This is a genomic window from Carnobacterium inhibens subsp. inhibens DSM 13024 (assembly GCF_000746825.1).
Lineage (GTDB): Bacteria > Bacillota > Bacilli > Lactobacillales > Carnobacteriaceae > Carnobacterium_B > Carnobacterium_B inhibens.
This window is the reverse complement of record NZ_JQIV01000006.1, coordinates 1,285,712-1,304,675: the sequence shown is the minus strand read 5'-3', so window position 1 is coordinate 1,304,675 and position 18,964 is coordinate 1,285,712. Positions and strand designations below refer to the sequence as shown.

Annotated in this window: 20 protein-coding genes; 18 read left to right on the top strand and 2 right to left on the bottom strand. The window is 35.6% G+C overall.

The window, feature by feature from the left end:
- Positions 1-204: 204 nt before the first annotated feature.
- Both BR65_RS07370 and BR65_RS07365 read right to left on the bottom strand, forming a co-directional pair.
- Positions 205-426 (bottom strand): heavy-metal-associated domain-containing protein, encoded by a 222-nt coding sequence (locus tag BR65_RS07370; RefSeq protein WP_034537612.1) that lies wholly within the window; start codon positions 424-426, stop codon positions 205-207.
- 113 nt (positions 427-539) lie between these two features.
- Positions 540-1,244: a Crp/Fnr family transcriptional regulator gene (locus tag BR65_RS07365; RefSeq protein WP_034537611.1), complete on the bottom strand. Its 705-nt coding sequence runs from the start codon at positions 1,242-1,244 to the stop codon at positions 540-542.
- 201 nt (positions 1,245-1,445) lie between these two features.
- Between BR65_RS07365 and BR65_RS07360 the strand changes: the two genes are divergently transcribed.
- The 18 genes from BR65_RS07360 to BR65_RS07275 all read left to right on the top strand — a co-directional run bounded on the left by BR65_RS07360 (position 1,446) and on the right by BR65_RS07275 (position 18,810).
- Positions 1,446-2,576 (top strand): acyl-CoA dehydrogenase family protein, encoded by a 1,131-nt coding sequence (locus BR65_RS07360; protein ID WP_034537609.1) that lies wholly within the window; start codon positions 1,446-1,448, stop codon positions 2,574-2,576.
- 5 nt (positions 2,577-2,581) lie between these two features.
- Positions 2,582-3,376, top strand: coding sequence for an electron transfer flavoprotein subunit beta/FixA family protein (locus BR65_RS07355; protein ID WP_034537607.1), 795 nt, complete (start codon positions 2,582-2,584; stop codon positions 3,374-3,376).
- 15 nt (positions 3,377-3,391) lie between these two features.
- Positions 3,392-4,360: an electron transfer flavoprotein subunit alpha/FixB family protein gene (locus tag BR65_RS07350; protein ID WP_034537603.1), complete on the top strand. Its 969-nt coding sequence runs from the start codon at positions 3,392-3,394 to the stop codon at positions 4,358-4,360.
- Positions 4,361-4,546: 186 nt separating this feature from the next.
- Positions 4,547-4,729, top strand: a complete 183-nt coding sequence (locus tag BR65_RS07345) for a hypothetical protein (protein ID WP_023179177.1) — start codon at positions 4,547-4,549, stop codon at positions 4,727-4,729.
- Positions 4,730-4,841: 112 nt separating this feature from the next.
- Entirely contained in the window at positions 4,842-5,345 is a 504-nt protein-coding gene (locus tag BR65_RS13460) for a DUF3592 domain-containing protein (protein ID WP_023179175.1), read from the top strand.
- A 155-nt stretch (positions 5,346-5,500) separates the two neighbouring features.
- Positions 5,501-5,923, top strand: a complete 423-nt coding sequence (locus tag BR65_RS07335; protein WP_023179173.1) for a hypothetical protein — start codon at positions 5,501-5,503, stop codon at positions 5,921-5,923.
- A 174-nt stretch (positions 5,924-6,097) separates the two neighbouring features.
- Complete coding sequence (locus tag BR65_RS07330; protein WP_023179172.1) at positions 6,098-6,988, top strand: SDR family oxidoreductase; 891 nt, start codon at positions 6,098-6,100, stop codon at positions 6,986-6,988.
- Positions 6,989-7,192: 204 nt separating this feature from the next.
- Entirely contained in the window at positions 7,193-7,843 is a 651-nt protein-coding gene (locus tag BR65_RS07325) for a uridine kinase family protein (RefSeq protein ID WP_034537600.1), read from the top strand.
- Between the two features lie 228 nt (positions 7,844-8,071).
- Complete coding sequence (locus BR65_RS07320; protein WP_023179168.1) at positions 8,072-8,356, top strand: hypothetical protein; 285 nt, start codon at positions 8,072-8,074, stop codon at positions 8,354-8,356.
- A gap of 79 nt (positions 8,357-8,435) precedes the next feature.
- Positions 8,436-9,143 (top strand): VIT1/CCC1 transporter family protein, encoded by a 708-nt coding sequence (locus BR65_RS07315; RefSeq protein ID WP_034537598.1) that lies wholly within the window; start codon positions 8,436-8,438, stop codon positions 9,141-9,143.
- A 535-nt stretch (positions 9,144-9,678) separates the two neighbouring features.
- Complete coding sequence (locus BR65_RS07310) at positions 9,679-10,512, top strand: ABC transporter permease (RefSeq protein WP_034537597.1); 834 nt, start codon at positions 9,679-9,681, stop codon at positions 10,510-10,512.
- Complete coding sequence (locus BR65_RS07305) at positions 10,505-11,284, top strand: ABC transporter permease (protein WP_034537595.1); 780 nt, start codon at positions 10,505-10,507, stop codon at positions 11,282-11,284. Before BR65_RS07310 ends, BR65_RS07305 begins: the two co-directional genes overlap by 8 nt.
- A 70-nt stretch (positions 11,285-11,354) precedes the next feature.
- Entirely contained in the window at positions 11,355-12,395 is a 1,041-nt protein-coding gene (locus BR65_RS07300; protein ID WP_034537592.1) for an ABC transporter ATP-binding protein, read from the top strand.
- A 29-nt stretch (positions 12,396-12,424) separates the two neighbouring features.
- Positions 12,425-13,471, top strand: coding sequence for an ABC transporter substrate-binding protein (locus tag BR65_RS07295; protein WP_034538691.1), 1,047 nt, complete (start codon positions 12,425-12,427; stop codon positions 13,469-13,471).
- 78 nt (positions 13,472-13,549) lie between these two features.
- The gene (locus tag BR65_RS07290; RefSeq protein WP_034537590.1) at positions 13,550-15,256 is read left to right on the top strand and encodes an adenine deaminase C-terminal domain-containing protein; all 1,707 of its coding nucleotides are present in this window, start codon (positions 13,550-13,552) and stop codon (positions 15,254-15,256) included.
- The gene (locus BR65_RS07285) at positions 15,253-16,572 is read left to right on the top strand and encodes an amidohydrolase (RefSeq protein ID WP_034537588.1); all 1,320 of its coding nucleotides are present in this window, start codon (positions 15,253-15,255) and stop codon (positions 16,570-16,572) included. Before BR65_RS07290 ends, BR65_RS07285 begins: the two co-directional genes overlap by 4 nt.
- 84 nt (positions 16,573-16,656) lie before the next feature.
- A complete protein-coding gene (locus BR65_RS07280; RefSeq protein ID WP_051932696.1) occupies positions 16,657-16,938 on the top strand; it encodes a YkvA family protein in 282 nt (93 codons plus the stop codon).
- A gap of 165 nt (positions 16,939-17,103) precedes the next feature.
- The gene (locus tag BR65_RS07275; RefSeq protein WP_034537587.1) at positions 17,104-18,810 is read left to right on the top strand and encodes an IS1182 family transposase; all 1,707 of its coding nucleotides are present in this window, start codon (positions 17,104-17,106) and stop codon (positions 18,808-18,810) included.
- Positions 18,811-18,964: the final 154 nt, after the last annotated feature.

Sequence of the window (18,964 nt, the reverse complement as noted above, 5' to 3'; positions counted from 1 at the left end):
TATATAATATAGGCGATTAGCTATTAACTGTTTTTTTACGGTTCTTTATAAGGATATCTTGCATTTGAGAAGTCGATAAAAAAATAATTGAAATTAAGAATAAATAAATTGCTTTAAATAAGAATACCCTATATATAAAAAAGATCCCGACTTAAAAATCGCGATCTTTTTTTATGTTTTTAGTATGCTATATGATTTAACTTACTAAGCGAATTTAGAAGATAATACTGGGTAACCTAATTTTTGGATTGTGTCTTGAATAGTACTGGCTTCGATTTTAGATTCATCGAATTGTGTTCTTACTTTACTGGAATTAAATAGCACCTTTACGGAGTCGATTCCTTCTGTCTTAGTTAAAGTGCTTTCAATTTTCTTAATACAAGATGGACAAGTTAATGGTTCTAATTGATATACGGCTTTTTTCATGATATTTCCTCCTATCAGTTAATATCTATAGTATAAATAGAATCAACGATCAAATAATTGATCTTTATCAACTTTTTTAGAAGTAACTGAAGGAATAATTTTCTGTTTTTTAATTAGTAAGAGGAATAGTGTAGTAATTTGATTTTTCCATAAGCAATCTCTTCAATGGTTCCTTCTTTTTCTAATCGAGCTAATTCTCGACTTAAGGATTCAGAGGTTGTTCCTAAATAAGATGCTAAATCTTTTTTAGCCATCTTTAATTCAATAATGGGTTCAATTTCCTTTGAATCGACTAAACTGATCAAAAAGTGTAATAATCTGTCTCTTACAGTCTCAGTAGTAGCCCAAGCTGTCTGTTGCTCAGACATTCCCAATCTATTAGAAATTGTAGCTAACATTTCAACAGCCATCATGGGGTATTGTAAAAGTAATTCATGAAAATCTGCATGTTTAATAGCACAAATTGAACAGTCTGTTAGCGCTTCTGTAAACGCTTCGTAAATACCCTTTTTAAATAAAGCTAATTCTCCAGTAAACTCTCCTTGAGTCACGATTCGAATCAATTGTTCTTTTCCAGAATCTGATAATCGGTATACGCGTATTTTTCCACTTTTTAATACGTAAAGGGAATCTGCAGTTTCTCCAGGCCGATAGATCGTTTCTCCGCGAGAGTAGTGTTTGTGTTGTATTAATGAATGGATTTTTTCTTTTTTCTCCGCTGATAATGATTGAAATAATGGGATAGAATCTATGCAAGTATTTTCTGTTTTTTGACATTCATAAGTATGATGATCAGATTTAAAATATCTTTTATTCATCTTGTAATCTCCTCAATAATTTCTCACAATTCGTTTTTAGTTTACCAGTTTTCTACTAAATATAAAAGACTTCATTAATTTTTTTAGGGTGATTGTACTTGATTTAAATCAAGTCTATCAAAAAAATATTACGTTATAATTAACGTGTTAAAAAAGTGTTTAAATTCTTGTGCATAATTGAACAAAAGGAGAATGAAAATAATGAGTATAAAATTGACCCAACCTCAAGTAATGCTGCATCAGATGGTTACAGATTTTGCTGATAAAGAAGTGAAACCGTTTGATATGTGGATTGACAAACACAGAGAGTACCCTTCAGAGTTATGGAGCAACATGGTGAACACAGGCTTTTTAGGGTTGACCATACCGGAAGAATATGGTGGTGCTGGATTCGATGCTATCGCTAGTTCTCAAACGGTATATGATTTTGCTGTTCGGAATGCGAGTGTAGCTTTTACGTTAGAAGGGCATTATAAAACCGTTGATCAAGTAATGAAATATGCAACACCTGAATTGAAAGAAAAGTATTTGCCGCAAGCAAACCACCGTGTCTTTGGATTCTCTTCAACAGAACCACAAGGTGGATCTAATGTAATGGGATTTACAGCTAGTGCTATTAAAGAAGGAAATAAATGGGTTTTAAATGGAAATAAAACAATGATTACCAATGGCGGTTTAGCAGAAGTGTACTGTGTGCTCTTAAAAACAGCACCAAATGAATTGTCTTGTTTCCTTGTTGATGAGGATATGCCTGGATTTAAACATGGTAAGAGAGAAGAATTCATTGGTATGACTGGTACGCCTGTGGGAGAAATTTTCTTAGAAAACGTGATGGTTACTGAAGATCACCTGTTAGGAAAAATAGGACAAGGTGTGGAAATAGGAGATAATGCCCACTATGATGCTCGTATTTCGATGGGAGCAATCGCAGCTGGTATCACAGAACATGCGTTGACTATTGCTGTTGATTATGCTAAAAAACGTAATGCAATTGATACACCTATTGTTCAATTACATTCTATCCAAACGAAAATCACTGAAATTGCTATTGCAAAAGAAAACACACAGTTACTTTATCAAGAGGCAGCTAAGTTGAAAACAGAAGGTAAATCTTACGCTAAAGTATCTACCATGGCGAAATCGTATGGAAGTCGTGCTTCAGTTATTGCAGCTGATCATGCTCTACAAGTGTTAGGCGGGTATGGATATAGTCGTGAGTATCCTGTGGAACATTTAATTCGTGATGCTCGGGCATTGCAACTTGCCGAAGGATCACTAGAAAAAATGATGATTGAAATAGCTAAAGAAGTTGTGAATGAGAGAGAGGAGTAATTCTAATGAGCTTAAAAATTGTAGTATGTATTAAACAAGTACCTGTTTCTAATAATTTAAAAATTGACCCGGTTACTAAAAACCTTGTTCGTTCTGGAGAAGCGGGAGTTATGAATCCTTATGATAAGAATGCCATAGAGGCAGCTCTTCGATTAAAAGAAGAATGGGGAGGCGAAATTACGCTTCTATCTATGGGGCCACCAGACTTTGAAATGACTTTGCGACAAGGCTTAGCCATGGGATGTGATGATGCCGTACTTTTAAGTTCTCGTCAGTTTGGCGGAGCAGATACTTTAGCAACAGGCTATGTTTTAGCACAAGCCATCAAGGAATTAGGAAATGTAGACTTAGTCTTATTTGGTCGTCAATCTGTAGATGCGGACACTAGTCAAGTTGGTCCAATCGTATCTGAATTTTTAGACTGGCCACAAATCACATTTGTCAGTGAGTTACATAGTCATACTAAAAACACTATGACTGCAACTCGCTTATTAGAAAATATGCAACAAAAAATTGAATTCCAATTGCCAGCAGTGGTAACCGTTCGTAGCGAAATGAATGAACCACGTTACCCAACGCCTCGTAACATTCAACAAAGCTATAAAAAAACGATTCACATTTGGGATGAAAACAGCTTGCCTGTCGATGCTGATAGAATTGGTTTAAAAGGCTCTCCTACAGTTGTACGTAGTGTATGGGCACCGGAAAAAGAAGCAAAAGCAACAACGTTCCTTACAGGAACAGCTGATGAGGCCGTTCGTGAATTGTTAATACAAATGAGAGCCACTAATTTACTTTAAGAGAGGTTGAGAAAAATGACTAGCCAAGAAATTTGGGTATATGCAGAAAAACATGTAGGGATCATCCAGCCTGTTACCTATCAATTAATAACTAAAGCAAATGAAATTGCAGGCGATAAAAAGGTTGTTGTGATTTTATTTGAATCAGCAGACCAAAAACTGGAAGAAGCTATCAAAGAATATGGTCCTGATGAAATCGTTGTTGTAAGGGATAATCGTTTGGAAAATGCGATGGATTCTGAAGTTGCCAGCTTAATGGCAGAATTAGCAGAACGTCGCCAACCGAATAGCATTCTTTTTGGTGCAACAGTTGTAGGCCGTTCGATCGCACCTCGATTGCAAGCGAAGTTAAATACTGGTTTGACTTCAGACTGTTTAAACTTATCATTTGACAGTGAATTGTTGGTTCAAACAAAACCATCGTATGGAGATAATATCATGTGTGAAATTATCAGTCCTAACCACCGACCTCAAATGGCTTCTGTCCGACCAAATACCTTTGAAGCTAAGAAAAACAGCAGCAAACCAGTTACTGTAACTGAAGTAAGTGATTTGATCTTTAAAGAAGCAAAACGCGTGAAAATTATAGAAGAAACCCCTTTAATTTCTAAAAGCGACAGTATCGCTAATGCTGATCGAGTCATTGCACTAGGACGAGGTTCTATAGATGCTAAAGAACTTTCTTTAGCAGAAGAATTTGCCCGTAAACTAGGTGCAAAAATCGGAGTAACTCGTCCTTTGACTGATCACCCTAAATTTAGTGGAGATGATCAAATTGGACAATCTGGGAATACGATTGCGCCTAAAATATTGATTAATTTGGGTATTCATGGAGCTGTACAATATACAACTGGGATAGAAAATGCTGAATTAGTGATTTCTGTTAACAAAGATCCAGAAGCACCTATCTTTAAATATTCAGATTTTAGTTATGTTGGAAATTCAGCTGATTTCTTAGAAGGATTTTTAAAGGTTATTCAATAGGTCGATACTCTAGATAAAAAAATTCAAACAATAAGAAATAACTTTATAAGAGGAAGAAGAGTAGCATCTGATTTTCAAGATGCTGCTTTTTTTTACGTTCAAGTATAAATCAAATTTCTTGAAGTTTATGTCTGTTTTTCTTATCCTTAACTTGTACTACAAATGGATGAAAGAGGAGATGTTAAGATGAGTCAGAAATTTGATGAACTGAAACAAAAACTCAAAAACGTGGATAAAGAAAAAGCAGGCCAATTGGTGAAGGATGTTAAACAAGCTCACGACGATGGCGATATTGATGAAAATGAGAAAAAAGAATTAATGAGTGAAGCTAAAAAAGCTGCTGGTGGCCTTGGTGGTTTAGGAAAATAATAATTGAAGTAGACCTATACCGATGAAGTATATTTCGGTATAGGTTTTTTTAGCGGTCACTTTCTCTTTAGTGCTATTTCTTTTGTTATACTGGTAGTAAGGAGGTGATAGGATGGTAGTATTGAAATTTTGGCTTTCTTTAGGTTTGTTTGTCTTAGTCCTAATTTTTATGTTGGTAGCGTTCTTATTAAAGAAACGCAATAATAAGAAGCTTGTTAACTGTACGAGTAAAACGTCAGGTACGGTTTATGGTTATGAAGCTCGTGGGAATGGTTTGTTTTATCCCTTAGTTGAATTTGAGGTTGATGGAACAAGTTATAAAGGAAAATTAGTTTATCGAGGAATTATGGTTAAAGCCGCTACGTTTTATGGAGAAGCAGAAGTTATTGGAGATAAGTTTGCACCAACATTGCGTGTGAAACGCAATCCACGTATTTCTTTTAATCCTTTAGAAAAAGAGATTCCCCGTGGATCTGTTCTTGATGTGTACTATAATCCGGAAAATCCAGAAGAGAATTATGTGCAGCGTTTTGTAAAAAGTATCGTGTCCCAAATATTCTTTTATGGTGCCATTTATTTTATTATTATGGAGATTTTTTTATATCTTGTTCTATAAATTTTTAGTTCCAATGAATAAGATGCTTATACTGATCTAGTTACATAGCAACTAAAACATGGTTTCTTGTAATTTAGTAATATTTGACAGGAAATAGGATATTCTTGTCCTTTTCTGGCTGATTTAGATAAGATGGTAAAAAGGAGTTGGTGATAGTGAATGAAGCAATGAAAATAGAGAATATCGAAACTTATATGGAGCCACTAGATATTCCAGTGTCTCAAAATTTTGTTTATGGGTATACAGAACCAGGAATCATGTCTAGTTTTACTTATGGAGCGTTAGCATCTTTTATAGATATGCAATACTACTTACTATTTTTTTCTTCAGAAGAAATTAGTTTAGTTGGGCTGACAATGATGGGTCAGTTTTCAGGCAAACATATTCAGATTCCTTATGAAGATATAGAATACCTTAAAGTGAAAAAAGGACTGATACAATACAAAATAGTTGTGAAGGTTAAGGGTGAAAAGAAATTGACGTTCAAGTCAAATAAAGTGATAGCAGGTATAAAATGGCAAAAAAACAACTTAGCTTTTCTTGACTCAACTGACTGGTATAACAGTAAGCCACTATAAATTAATTTTTAGAAAAAACATTATAGACAACAGCTATGCAGTTCTTTTGCATGGCTGTTTTGTGTATTCATTAGTTCAAGTCAGAGTAGAAATTAGAGGCATATGATTTGAACTTGGTCCATGGGAACTTTAAGATGAATATATTCATTATTAAATTTATGAGGAGAGAGAGAAATGACACATGCAAATTCAGAAAATCCATTAAATCAATTTTTTACAGGAAACTTTCCAAAGCAGTATCAAGAACCTCCTGCCTTACAAAGTAAAATGGATCCACGTCCAGACTGTGGTGAAGAATCTTATATAGGAAATGAACAACTAGTTGGGAAAAAAGCTTTGGTGACAGGCGGAGATTCTGGTATAGGACGAGCTGCAGCTATTGCTTATGCACGTGAAGGAGCCGATATAGCATTGAATTATCTTCCAGAAGAAGAAACAGATGCACAAGAAGTGAAGCAGCTGATTGAAGCAGCAGGCCAAAAAGTTATTCTTATCCCAGGTGATTTAAGTGATGAAGCATTTTGTAAACAACTTGTTGATCAAGCACATAAAGAACTTGGTGGATTAGATATACTAGCCTTAATTGCTGGAAAACAGCAAGCTGTGGAAGATATTCTAGATCTTACGACAGAACAATTAAAACAAACCTTTGAAATAAATGTATTTTCGCTTTTTTGGGTAATAAAAGCTGCTTTACCTTATCTTCCAGAGGGTTCTTCGATTATTACGACATCTTCTGTTCAAGGGTACAACCCAAGCGCAAATCTTTTAGACTATGCATCAACTAAGTTTGCCATTAATGGATTTAGCCGTGGTCTAGCAAAACAATTAGCACCAAAAGGCATCCGTGTAAATGTTGTAGCTCCGGGACCAATATGGACGCCGTTACAAATTTCTGGCGGACAGCCAAGTGAAGCTATTCCAACATTTGGACAAGAGGCTCCATTAGAACGTGCTGGTCAACCAGTAGAACTTTCAGATGTCTATGTATTCTTAGCATCTGCAAAATCTAGCTACGTTACAGCCCAAATCTATGGTGTAACAGGTGGTATTGAGTTAGCTTAGCCAAATACAAATTGTAAAGCAGTATGGATTCATTTTTAATGACCGTACTGCTTTTTTTATTTTGTGTAGTTGTAGGTATTTCTTTAGAATGAATTAAAAAATCTGGAGAAAACCGTTTTCAATAATGGTAAAATAAAGTTGCTGTTTATAACTTATAAATAAACGTTTAAGCCTAAGAAGAGATAGATAGGAAATGGTGGGAAAATGAATAATCTACTTGATGAAGTCATAAATTGGATAAATAAGTCGGATAAACCGGTGATTATTGGAATTTCAGGACATGGTGCTGCAGGGAAAACTACTTTTTCTACTAAACTTGCACATTTGATAGGATTAAATGAAGTAGCATATATCAACACAGATCCCTATATGATCACGTCACAGTTACGACAATACACCATGATTCAATATCGTTATCAAAATAAAGATTATCATTCAAAAATGACTGCTTGCCATCCAGATGCTCATCATATAGTGTCCTTAGAAAGAGACATTCGCATGGTCAAATCTGGGTTAGATTTTTACACGATAGATACTTTTTATAGCAAGAGTGAACTAATTTCTCCTAAAAAAGTTACCATTATAGAAGGAATGAGTGTGACGTTTGTTGATCCTGAATTAATTGATTTGAAAATTTACTTTTATACAGATGATGAAACAGAGTTAATGAGAAGAGTTGGAAGAGATGTTTTGGAAAGAGGTACGGATATAAATGCTTTACGTCAGTCTCATAAGCAACGTCGGATCCAATATGAACTATTTATGCATCCATACAGAAAAACATTTGATATGATTATAAAAAATTCCGATGAAGAGATATGGGTAGAAAAGAATTTGTTAGCTAGTCCAGAATGACAGAATGAAGCTTATTAAGAAGTAAAGAGGTAAACAGTTGAAATTACTTGTTTTCACCCTATTTATGTGATGAAAATGCTGTTGCATATTGAACTTAATGAACGAACTTGCTTCAAAAATGGATAAAGAGAGTATGATTGTTTTATTAAATAAGTATTGTAATGAGCAGTATATATTGTTATCATATTCACATGGAGTGTGGTGTAATTCGGTTGAAGGAGGAATGATATGAGTAAAAGATTGGAGAAAGCTAAGATAGTTTTCTTGTGCATACAATTTTTCTTACTGGTGCATGATTTATTTTTCTCAACCATTACTGATTTAGAGAGGATTGGATCTATAGGAATAAGTTGTATAGGTCTGTTTATAGTAGCTTTTTCTATTAAAGATAGTGTGATCCAAAAGAAAAATAATTATCTATTATTTGGAATCTTTCTTTTCTCGGTTAGTTTACTACTTCTAATTTTAACGACGTGGGTAATAGAACTTATCACTTTTAGCATGGGGAATTAAATAAAAGGGACTTAAAAATGAAAAAATTAGTGTATTCCTTCAAATTTTTTTTGCTGACTGAACATAAGGAGGAATGAAAATGAATAAACCGGAAAAAATAGTTCATAATGGTAAAGGGAAATATATAAAAAGTATCGTTTATGGAGGATTAGATGGAATCATAACAACCTTTGCTGTAGTAGCAGGAAGTGTTGGTGGCGAGTTATCCTTTAAAGTAGTTTTAATTTTAGGTTTTTCAAATTTGTTGGCAGATGGTTTCTCAATGGCAGTAGGAGATTACCTTTCTACAAAATCACAAAACGAATATGAAAAAACGCTACATTTAAAAAAACAATCTGATATCAGGAATCATCAGGAAAATGAAGTGAACAAAATGATTCGTTCATTTATAAATCAAGGGATTACTCAACCAGATGCTGAAGTACTAGTAAATACTCTTGCAAAATATGAAGAACCTTTTGTAAATCAAATAATGAAAGAGAACTATGGAACTGACCTTACAGAAGATTCTCCAATAAAAAATGCAGCAGCAACATTTTTATCTTTTAGTATTTTTGGTGTAGTTCCACTGTTAATTTATGTGTTATCCATATATATACCTGGATTGTTGCAAAATACTTTTTTAATTGCTTCTTTGCTTACCGGAGTAACACTCTTCATTCTTGGAGCCGTAAAGTCCAGAGTTACTCAATCAAATTGGCTGAAATCTGGTTTTGAAATGTTAGTAGTTGGTGGTTTGGCGGCTTTTGTTGCTTATATCGTAGGTGTTGTTTTAGGAGGAATTTGATTAAGAAGAGCATTAAATTTTACAAAAAAATAGTATAGATGTTAATAGGAGGCCGGGACAAAAGTCCTGGCCTCCTATTTTTATACGATTATTCATTCTAAAACGTGCTCCAAAACAGACCCGACGTCCACTTCGCGAACAATGCTCGATGGTCGATGACCATACTGCGCTTATTCGTTCCAGTTGCCTTAGCCCTTGCAGCTTTAGCTGCTTAGGGATACGGTATGCGAGGTAGAAGATTCGGGTCTAAACGCTTTTTGTCTCACTCTCTTATTTTTTTGATTTATCTCATTTTATTTTAATTTAAATAAGAAGGAAATAATGAGATAAATCCTAGTAATACAAAAATCGTACGTAAAAAGACGAACATTAATTATTTTAAATGTATTCTTATTCGCTAAATATATTGTTCATTCTTTTTTTAACAGTTATACTAATTTGTGTAGAAACATTAATGTTAAGAAATAATGAAAAAGTGTGAGATTTCTTTTTACTAATTCTTGTATCTTTTTATTTTTTAAGGAGGATTTATCTTATGTCGAAAAAAATCCCGTATCTAATACTAGCACCGGGATTCATCTTATTGATTTTCTTTTTATTAATACCACTAGTGTCAGTCATTTGGCCAACTTTTTTTAATGGGACGCTCTCATTTGATTCCTATATTTCATTTTTTAAAGATCCATATAACGTAGGAATTTTTAGCCGTACCATTCGCATTTCACTGATTGTAACTGTCATTTGTATTATTTTAGGTGTTCCTACAGCTTACTATATAGCCGGAACATCTCCAAAATGGCGAGGATTATTAATGGCACTCACATTATTTCCGATGTTAACGAATTCTGTTATTCGAAGTTTTGCTTGGATCAATTTACTAGGACAAAATGGTGTGATCAATAAAGTTCTGACTAGCATAGGCGTCATTTCTGAGCCATTAATCTTATTGTATACTGAATTTTCAATTATCATTGGTTCGACCTATTTATTTTTACCGATCTTAATTATCACCTTGGTAGGAGTAATGGAAAATATTAATCCAGAAATTATGGAAGCAGCAGAAACACTTGGAGCTAGTCGGGTAAATGCGTTTACTAAAGTCATTTTACCTTTGAGCATCCCTGGAATTATCGTAGGCAGTATTTTAGTCTTTACGGGTACACTGACTGCGTATACGACTCCTCAATTGCTTGGGGGAAATCGAAATATGATGTTGTCAACGTTTCTTTATCAAAACGCAATGAATTTAGGCAATTGGAAAGAGGCTAGTGTCATTGCATTGATTATGATCGTGACGACCTTGATTGTAATGAAAGGTTTTAACTTGATTGCCCATAGAATTGACAAGCGAGGTGAACAAGATGCGTAAACAAAGAGGGTTATCCATTTTTGCGGGAGTTGTGTTTGCATTCTTATTTATTCCTCTAATTATCATAACCATAACTGCTTTTGGAGAAAAATCGACTATTCAATTCCCTATCACTGGATTTACATTTGGTTGGTTTACTAAGGTTTTTGAAAACCAATCCTTTATGGACAGCTTTTTATTAAGTCTTGAAGTCTCATTACTGGCAACTTTACTAGCATTAGTTGTTGGGATTCCAGCTGCTTATGCGTTAACTAGACATGGGGTAAAAGGTAAAAGTTGGATCAAAAGTTTTTTCTTATCACCAACCATCATCCCAGGTGTTGTAGTAGGGTATTCGCTGTTTCAATTTATTGTTATCCGTCTGCAAGTACCTTTATTCCAAGGATTGTTACTGGGACATTTTTTAATTAGTTTACCTTACATTATTCGTGTAGTAGGTTCTAGTCTGGAACAATTAGACTTTTCGATAGAAGAAGTGGCATGGACTTTAGGCAGTACTAAGGTGAAAGCATTTGCCAGTATTGTTTTGCCAAATATTTCTTCTAGTATATTTGCAGCGTTTATGCTGGCCTTTATTAACTCATTTAATAATATACCCGTCTCACAATTTTTATCTGGTCCGGGAATTTCAACTTTACCTACCACGTTGATGAATTATATTGAATACAATTATGATCCAGTCGTTTCTGCTTTATCAGTCCTTTTAATGATTGGAACAATCATCTTAATGTTTTTAATTGAAAAAACGCTTGGATTAGCAAAAGTAGTCTAACATCTTAATTATCATCCAGGCACTTTACAACTATCTCGTTACACACCACTAAGGAGGATCATCTACCATTATGTCGTTTGTTGATTTAGAAAATATCCGTGTTAGTTATGACGGAAAAAATAATATATTGAAAGACCTTAATCTTTCTATGGAAAAAGGAGAATTAATCTCATTATTAGGGCCATCTGGTTGTGGTAAAACGACTACTTTACGGGTTATCGCAGGTCTGATTGAACCAAATGATGGTACCTTTACTGTAGGTGATGCCAATTTAACAAAAGTTCCTGTACATAAACGGAATTTTGGAATGGTTTTTCAAAGTTATGCTTTATTTCCGCACTTGACCGTTAAAGAAAATGTCGGATTTGGATTGAAGTTAAGAAAAGAAAAAAAAGAAGTTATTGAAAAAAAAGTGCAGGCTATTTTAGCAGCTACCGATTTATCTGACTATGCTGAGCGTTATCCAAAACAACTCTCTGGGGGACAGCGCCAACGTGTAGCGCTTGCTCGAGCGTTAGTGATTGAACCTCAATTGTTGTTGCTAGATGAGCCGTTAAGTAATTTAGATGCTAAATTACGCATCAGTATGCGTATTGAAATTAAACGTATCCAACGCAGATTAGGGATCACAACGGTATTTGTCACTCATGATCAAGAAGAATGTTTTTCGATTTCAGATAAAGTAGCCGTTATGAACAATGGAGTCATTGAACAATATGATTCTCCAGAAGAAATCTATAAGAATCCTAAAACCGAGTTTGTTGCACGCTTCATTGGATTCGAAAATTTCTTTGTGTTAACCAGAAAAGATACTCATTCTTACACCACATTGAATGGAACGTTGATTGAAACAATGCATCCGACAGATAAACAACAGGTAACAGGTACGATTCGACCTGACGATATTTTACTTTCTGCATATAGTGAAGAAGTATTGCCCAACAGTTTAACAGGTACAATAAAAGTTCGTACATTTTTAGGTAAGAGTTATCAATATGAGGTAGAAACGGCTATTGGAAAATTATTAGTTAATGATGTGCAGGTACAAGGGTACCAAGTTGGAGATAAAGTTCTTGTTGTTATTCCAAAAGAAAAATTGATTTTAGTTTAACCAATGTTAAAAAGGGGGATTTTTAAGTGATAAAAAAGAAAGCAATTTTAGCAAGTTTGACAGTAATGAGTGCAACAGTGTTAATGGCATGTGGGCAAGAAGCAAGCGGAGAAAATAAGGAATTAGTTATTTCTACGTTTGGGTTGAGTGAAGATGTTATGCAAGAAGATATATTTGCACCATTTGAAGAAGAGTATGGAGTAGACATTGTAGTGGAAACAGGAACGAGTTCTGAACGGTATACGAAGTTTGAAAATAACCCTAATTCAACTGTTGATATTATTGATTTGCCTCAATCAAATTCTTCTCAAGGAGCAACTGAAGGACTGTTTGAAGAAATCGATACAGAAAAAATTCCAAATCTTGCTGATTTGATCGATAGTGCAAAAGCTTTAAGCGAAAGTGGCTCTGGAGCAGCTTATACAGTTAACAGTATTGGTATTATTTATGATGAAGAAGCTGCTGGTATGAAGATCGATGAATTTTCTGATTTATGGGACCCTTCATTGAAAGGAAAAATTTCTATTCCAGATATTGCGACAACTTTTGGACCTTCTATGATGTATGTAGCGAGTGAGTATAAAGGTGTAAACATTACAACTGATAATGGAAAAGCTGCTTTTGAGGGGTTAGAGGAACTTTCTCCTAACATCGTTAAAACCTATGCTAAATCGTCAGACTTAGCGAATATGTTCCAATCAGGTGAAATCGTTGCTGCAGTTGTGGGAGATTTTGCGATTCCGATGATTTCGGAGGCTCATCCAGTTGTTCAATATGTTGTTCCGGCTTCTGGAACCTATGCAAACTTTAACACTGTAAACATTAATGCTAAGTCAGAAGATAAAGAAATGGCGTATAATTTTGTGAACTGGAGACTGAGTGAAGAATTGCAAACCATTACTGCTGCTTCATTAAATGAAGCTCCAACAAATAAAAAGGTTGAATTAAGTGGAGAAGTAGCTGAAAATAAAACATATGGAGAGATTGCTGAGTTAACAAAACCAGTTGATTTTGAATTTGTAAATACACAAATGGATGACTGGATCAACACTTGGAATAGAACCCTGAATCAATAGAGAATAAAATAAAATAGTTGAAAAAATAACCTCTTCTCTATTAAGAGGTTATTTTTTATAGTAGAAAGGTGAATGTACATGAAAGTAGATACGATTGTTACGAACGTGCAAGTGTTTAATAGCTTTTTAAAAAAATTTGAATGGAAAGATGTGGCCATTCTTAATGGAAAGTTCTTTTCGATAGGAATAGAAGCATCAACAGATTTGAAATCTGATATTACTATTGATGCTAAAGGAAATTACATGATCCCAGGATTGATTGATATCCATATGCATATTGAAAGTTCTATGATTCCTCCTGCTATATTTTCAAAGGCAGGTTTATCTCACGGAGTTACAACAGTAGTTGCAGATGCTCATGAAATGGTTAACGTATTTGGGTTAGATGGTATGCATGCTTTTATGGACCAAGAAACCGAAATGGATATTTTTTATGCGATACCGTCTTCTGTTCCTTCCACCATTCCAGCGCTAGAAACGACTGGCGGATTCGTAGGAGTAGAAGAAGTTCAACAACTACTGAATCACCCTAAAGTAATTGCTCTTGGAGAAGCAATGAATTTTGATGGTATCGTAAATGATTCAGATTCTTTGATACGTCAAATTTTACAAATTGTTCAGCAAAAGAGACCATTTATGCCGATTGAGGGACATGTTCCACTAGTATCAGGCTTAGACCTAGCTAAATTCATGTATCAAGGCATTACTGCTGATCATACTCACCAAAGTCCAGAATCAATCTATGAGAAAATCAGCAATGGAATGTTTATTGAACTGCAACGAAAATCGCTAACCAAAGAGAATATGGCGGTCATCGCTCAAAATCAATTTTATGACTATTGTGCCATTGTAACAGACGATATTATGGCAGACGATTTATTAAAGGGACACTTGAATGCGAATGTCCAACTGGCTATTAAAGCAGGTATTCCTATTGAACAAGCCATTTATATGAGTACTTACACTCCTGCTAGAAGAATGGGTTTTCAAGATAGAGGGGCAATCGTATCGGGATTTAAAGCTGATTTCATTCTATTGGAAGATCCAGCAAAAATGGAAACATCAGCTGTTTATAAATCTGGGAAAAAGGTTTATGTAAAGGGAAATGAGATAGCGTATCCAGATAAAAAACCACTATTTCCTGCTTCCTTTTATACGTCTGTTCAATGTAAGAAAGCTGAACAGACTGATTTTAACATTCGAGCTGAGGGGAAAACTGCCATTTGTAATGTCATTCGGATAACTGAAGTGGGGACATTTACGAAATGTGTCCAGAGAGAACTCCCGATAAAAAATGGGTACTTGGATTGGGAGTCCAGTGGATTAGCTTTAATCGTAGTAATGGAGCGCTACGGAAAATCTGGCAATAAAGCATTTGGTCTTGTTGAAAATGCATTAACTGAAAAAGGTGCAGTAGGGACAACATGGGCACATGATCATCATAATTTAATGGTGATGGGAACCACAGTTGCAGACTTAATAGTGGCCCAAAATCAATTAGTGGCAATCCAAGGGGGTTATTTAACGGTTCAGAATGAACAAGTAGTAAGCTGCTGTCCGCTTTTGATTGGAGGAATCATCAGTGATGCACCGATCCAAGTCGTTGGAAAACAGTTAAGTGAAGTACGGCAAGGAATGATTGATTTAGGTTACCGAAATTCAAATGAGATCATGTCTTTTTCAACACTGTCTCTACCTGTTTCTCCTGCTATTAAAATTACGGATAAAGGAATGTTTGATGTCCGAAGTCAACAGTCTATTCCATTAATGGAGATAGTAAAATGAGAACACTAATTAAAAATAGTCATATTTTAACAATGGATGCCAAACGAACAGAGTACTCTGATGGATACATTATAATAGAAGATGATGAAATTTTGGAAATTGGATCGTATGTCCATTTCTCAAAGCAAGAGACTGATTTTGATGAGGTTATTGATGCTCACCAAACGATTGCCATTCCTGGAATGGTCAATACTCATACTCACATAGGAATGGTCCCTTTTCGATCACTAGGAGATGATTATCCAGATCGATTGCGACGCTTTTTATTTCCTCTTGAAAAGGCTTGTATGACGAAAGAATTGGCGTATCATAGTGGAAAATACGCTATTGCTGAAATGCAAATGGCTGGTATAACAACATTTGCCGATATGTATTATTTTGAAGATGCTCTAGCACAAGCTACGGATGAAATGAAGTCACGCGCTATTCTAGGGGAAACAGTTGTCGATTTTCCAACTTGTGATGCACCAAAAAGCCATGGCGGGATTGGATATGCAGAGGAATTTATTCCCAAATGGCTTGATCATGAGTTAATTACACCAGCTATTGCGCCTCATGCACCAAATACGAATCATTCGCAAGCACTAAAAAAGGCAGCTGCATTATCGGAAAAATATAATATTCCAATGACCATGCATGTAGCAGAAATGGATTATGAAATGAACTATTTTAGTGAAAAATACAATGCTACCCCAATTGAATTCTTACAATCAATTGGAGTGTTAAGTACTCGATTTATTGCCGCTCACTGTATTCATGTATCTGACCATGATCTACAGATTTTAAAACAAGAAGGAGTAGGGGTTGCTCATTGTATTGGTGCGAATACTAAATCTGCTAAAGGAGTCGCTCCAATAAAAGATATGCTCAACTTAGCTATCCCTGTAAGTTTAGGAACAGATGGGCCAAGTAGTGGCAATACACTGGACTTATTCACGCAAATGAAACTCGTTGCCAACTTTCATAAGACAGCTTTACATGATAGAACTGCTTTTCCTGCTAAAGAGATTTTGGCAATGGCGACTATTGAAGGAGCGAAAGTATTGAATATGGCGAATGAAATTGGTTCTTTAGAAGTTGGGAAAAAAGCTGATATCGTGCTGGTTGAAACGAAATCTGTAAATATGTTTCCAATTTTTGATCCGTATGCAGCTTTGGTTTATTCTGCTAATGCTTCGAATGTCCAAGATGTCTTTATTAATGGAACAACAATTGTTCGAGATAAGCAATTAGTTAACTATGATTTAATGGATTTACGTTCGAATCTAACAATTGAAATGGCTCATTTTTCAAAAAAAGCGAAAGAGTTGGCTTAAGAAAAATCATGCTTTAGACCGATACATTTTAACAGCAAAGGGACTATACTAACAGTAGTCAAATTAAATGGAGGTCATACAAAGATGAAAATGAAAATAAAGCAAACTAAGACCCCAATGTCGCAAGTGAAATCACTGATCCTTTCTCTATTTAACACAAAAACAAGCGGGAAAAAGAAGCTAATGGTAGCAGGGATCATTCTTTATATTATTAGTCCTATCGATTTTGTGCCCGATTTTATTCCTGTAGTTGGATATGCGGATGATGTGATCCTTCCAATTCTATTCCTCGTTGCTAATAAATTACTTTCTGACGATACGGATGGATCGTCTGGACAATTACGAAAAGAAGCTGAAAAAGCCTAAAATTAACCAAAAAGGAGGGGCTAGGAAAAAACTCAGTCTCTGAATAAAGAAAATCCCCAACTCTTTCATTTTGAAGGAGTTGGGGATTTTTATCGTTTTAAAAGACACAGTGAGCCAAATACCTTATAATTTAAGTACGACCAAAAACCAAAGGAGTGACTCACCATGTATCAAAATTATAACACAATGGAAACGGCCTTAACACTACAATTGGATTTTACAATCCCGAATGATCATGAAGCCCGCCTCATTAGCCGTTTTGTCGATTCTATTCCTTCGGAATTTCTTCTTGAAGAGACGTCTCATACGGGACGCCCTGCCTTTCATACCGCCATGCTTTTAAAGATGTGTTTGTTTGCCTATAGTCGCACAACCTTTTCTAGACGCAAAATGGAACGGATGAATGAAGAATCCATTCCTATGAAGTGGTTAACGGGTGATACTTCTGTTAGCTACAAGACAATCAATAACTTCCGTTCAAGCGAGCACGCATCAAAACTCATCAAGTATGCATTCATTCTTTTCACAACACTCTTAAGTGACAACGGCTTGATTCACGAAGACGCGCTCTATATCGATGGTACAAAGATACAAGCCGATGCAAATATTTATAGTTTCACTTGGAAGAAAGCAATCGAACGCTATGAAGCAAAACTCAATGCCAACGTTTCGGAATTGTATGATGAACTCATCCAGGCAAAAGTAAACCTCGCTTTATCGGAAGAGACATTAAAAACGTCGGAAGGCATTGAAGAAATAATCGTTTCCCTGGACAAAGAACTTGTGGCCGTTGAAGCTGCGATTACAGAAGAAAAAGTGATTCCCAAAGGTGGTTCGGAACAGAAGCGACGTCGTCGCATCCTCAAGAAACATCGGAATAAATGCGAAAAAGATTTCTTGCCGCGTAAGCAACGCTATGAAGAAGCAAACGCCACATTTGAAGGCCGCAACAGTTTCTCAAAAACAGATACAGACGCAACGTTCATGTGCATGAAAGAAGATCCGATGAAGAACCGTGAGTTAAAACCGGGTTATAATCTTCAAGTTGCATCGAGCAATCAGTTTGTCATTGCCTATGATATTTTTTCCAATCCGACGGATACACGCACGTTTATCCCTTTTTTAGAATCCATTCAAACGTTAGACTTATTTAAATACATCGTCGCAGACGCCGGTTATGGCAGTGAAGAAAATTACGAGGCGGTTATGGATACCTTTCAGAAAGTACCGCTCATCCCATACGGCATGTATCATAAAGAGAACAGTAACGCCTATCGCTCGAATCCTAAACACCGCGCCAACTGGGATTATGACGAGATTGAAGATGCTTATACGGATTTAGACGACGTCCGTTTTAGTTTCTCACATTATAGTACGCAAAATGATAAGAATGGTTTCCGCAGACAATTTAAAGTATACAAGGCTGATGTGGAACAACTGGACGAGACACGCAAGCAACTAGCCAAGACACCCAAAGGTGCCCAACGCCAGACAGCGGTCAACTATAACTGGGAATACTTCAAGCAGCATGCAAAAGAGAACCTTGAAAGCGATCGTGGCAAAGCCATCTACGCACAACGAAAAGTTGACGTAGAAACTGTTTTTGGTCGTATGAAAGGTGTATTTGGCATGCGCAGAACCCATGTCAGAGGCAAGCAAGCCGTTCACAATGACATCGGGATCATGCTTATGAGCATGAATCTTACAAAACTAGCCCTTGAGGCTAGAAGAAAAGCGGATGCTTTTTACAAAAAATCAGTCAAAAATAAAAATCGCAATGAAACAATCAGAATTTTGATTATTTCATTACGATTTTTTTATTTGAGGCTAGTTTTTTCCCAGCCCCACTCATTTTTTATATATAATGTTTGATAATTGGTGTTACTACAACAAAATAAAATTTCTTCTAGTTGCAAAGAGCCATGAGACTGTCTAAATCTTAGTTGCTGGGACTGTTGTTGCTTTAGCAGTTTACAAACAGCAGGTACACTTGGCATTATTCTGTTTCCAGTGCTTCCTTTGAAGC

What these genes read in the sequence shown, in the direction of transcription:
- BR65_RS07370 (WP_034537612.1), bottom strand. Translation starts at nt 426, where the DNA reads ATGAAAAAAGCCGTATATCAATTAGAACCATTAACTTGTCCATCTTGT.
- BR65_RS07365 (WP_034537611.1), bottom strand. Translation starts at nt 1,244, where the DNA reads ATGAATAAAAGATATTTTAAATCTGATCATCATACTTATGAATGTCAA.
- BR65_RS07360 (WP_034537609.1), top strand. Translation starts at nt 1,446, where the DNA reads ATGAGTATAAAATTGACCCAACCTCAAGTAATGCTGCATCAGATGGTT.
- BR65_RS07355 (WP_034537607.1), top strand. Translation starts at nt 2,582, where the DNA reads ATGAGCTTAAAAATTGTAGTATGTATTAAACAAGTACCTGTTTCTAAT.
- BR65_RS07350 (WP_034537603.1), top strand. Translation starts at nt 3,392, where the DNA reads ATGACTAGCCAAGAAATTTGGGTATATGCAGAAAAACATGTAGGGATC.
- BR65_RS07345 (WP_023179177.1), top strand. Translation starts at nt 4,547, where the DNA reads ATGAGTCAGAAATTTGATGAACTGAAACAAAAACTCAAAAACGTGGAT.
- BR65_RS13460 (WP_023179175.1), top strand. Translation starts at nt 4,842, where the DNA reads ATGGTAGTATTGAAATTTTGGCTTTCTTTAGGTTTGTTTGTCTTAGTC.
- BR65_RS07330 (WP_023179172.1), top strand. Translation starts at nt 6,098, where the DNA reads ATGACACATGCAAATTCAGAAAATCCATTAAATCAATTTTTTACAGGA.
- BR65_RS07325 (WP_034537600.1), top strand. Translation starts at nt 7,193, where the DNA reads ATGAATAATCTACTTGATGAAGTCATAAATTGGATAAATAAGTCGGAT.
- BR65_RS07320 (WP_023179168.1), top strand. Translation starts at nt 8,072, where the DNA reads ATGAGTAAAAGATTGGAGAAAGCTAAGATAGTTTTCTTGTGCATACAA.
- BR65_RS07315 (WP_034537598.1), top strand. Translation starts at nt 8,436, where the DNA reads ATGAATAAACCGGAAAAAATAGTTCATAATGGTAAAGGGAAATATATA.
- BR65_RS07310 (WP_034537597.1), top strand. Translation starts at nt 9,679, where the DNA reads ATGTCGAAAAAAATCCCGTATCTAATACTAGCACCGGGATTCATCTTA.
- BR65_RS07305 (WP_034537595.1), top strand. Translation starts at nt 10,505, where the DNA reads ATGCGTAAACAAAGAGGGTTATCCATTTTTGCGGGAGTTGTGTTTGCA.
- BR65_RS07300 (WP_034537592.1), top strand. Translation starts at nt 11,355, where the DNA reads ATGTCGTTTGTTGATTTAGAAAATATCCGTGTTAGTTATGACGGAAAA.
- BR65_RS07290 (WP_034537590.1), top strand. Translation starts at nt 13,550, where the DNA reads ATGAAAGTAGATACGATTGTTACGAACGTGCAAGTGTTTAATAGCTTT.
- BR65_RS07285 (WP_034537588.1), top strand. Translation starts at nt 15,253, where the DNA reads ATGAGAACACTAATTAAAAATAGTCATATTTTAACAATGGATGCCAAA.
- BR65_RS07280 (WP_051932696.1), top strand. Translation starts at nt 16,657, where the DNA reads ATGAAAATGAAAATAAAGCAAACTAAGACCCCAATGTCGCAAGTGAAA.
- BR65_RS07275 (WP_034537587.1), top strand. Translation starts at nt 17,104, where the DNA reads ATGTATCAAAATTATAACACAATGGAAACGGCCTTAACACTACAATTG.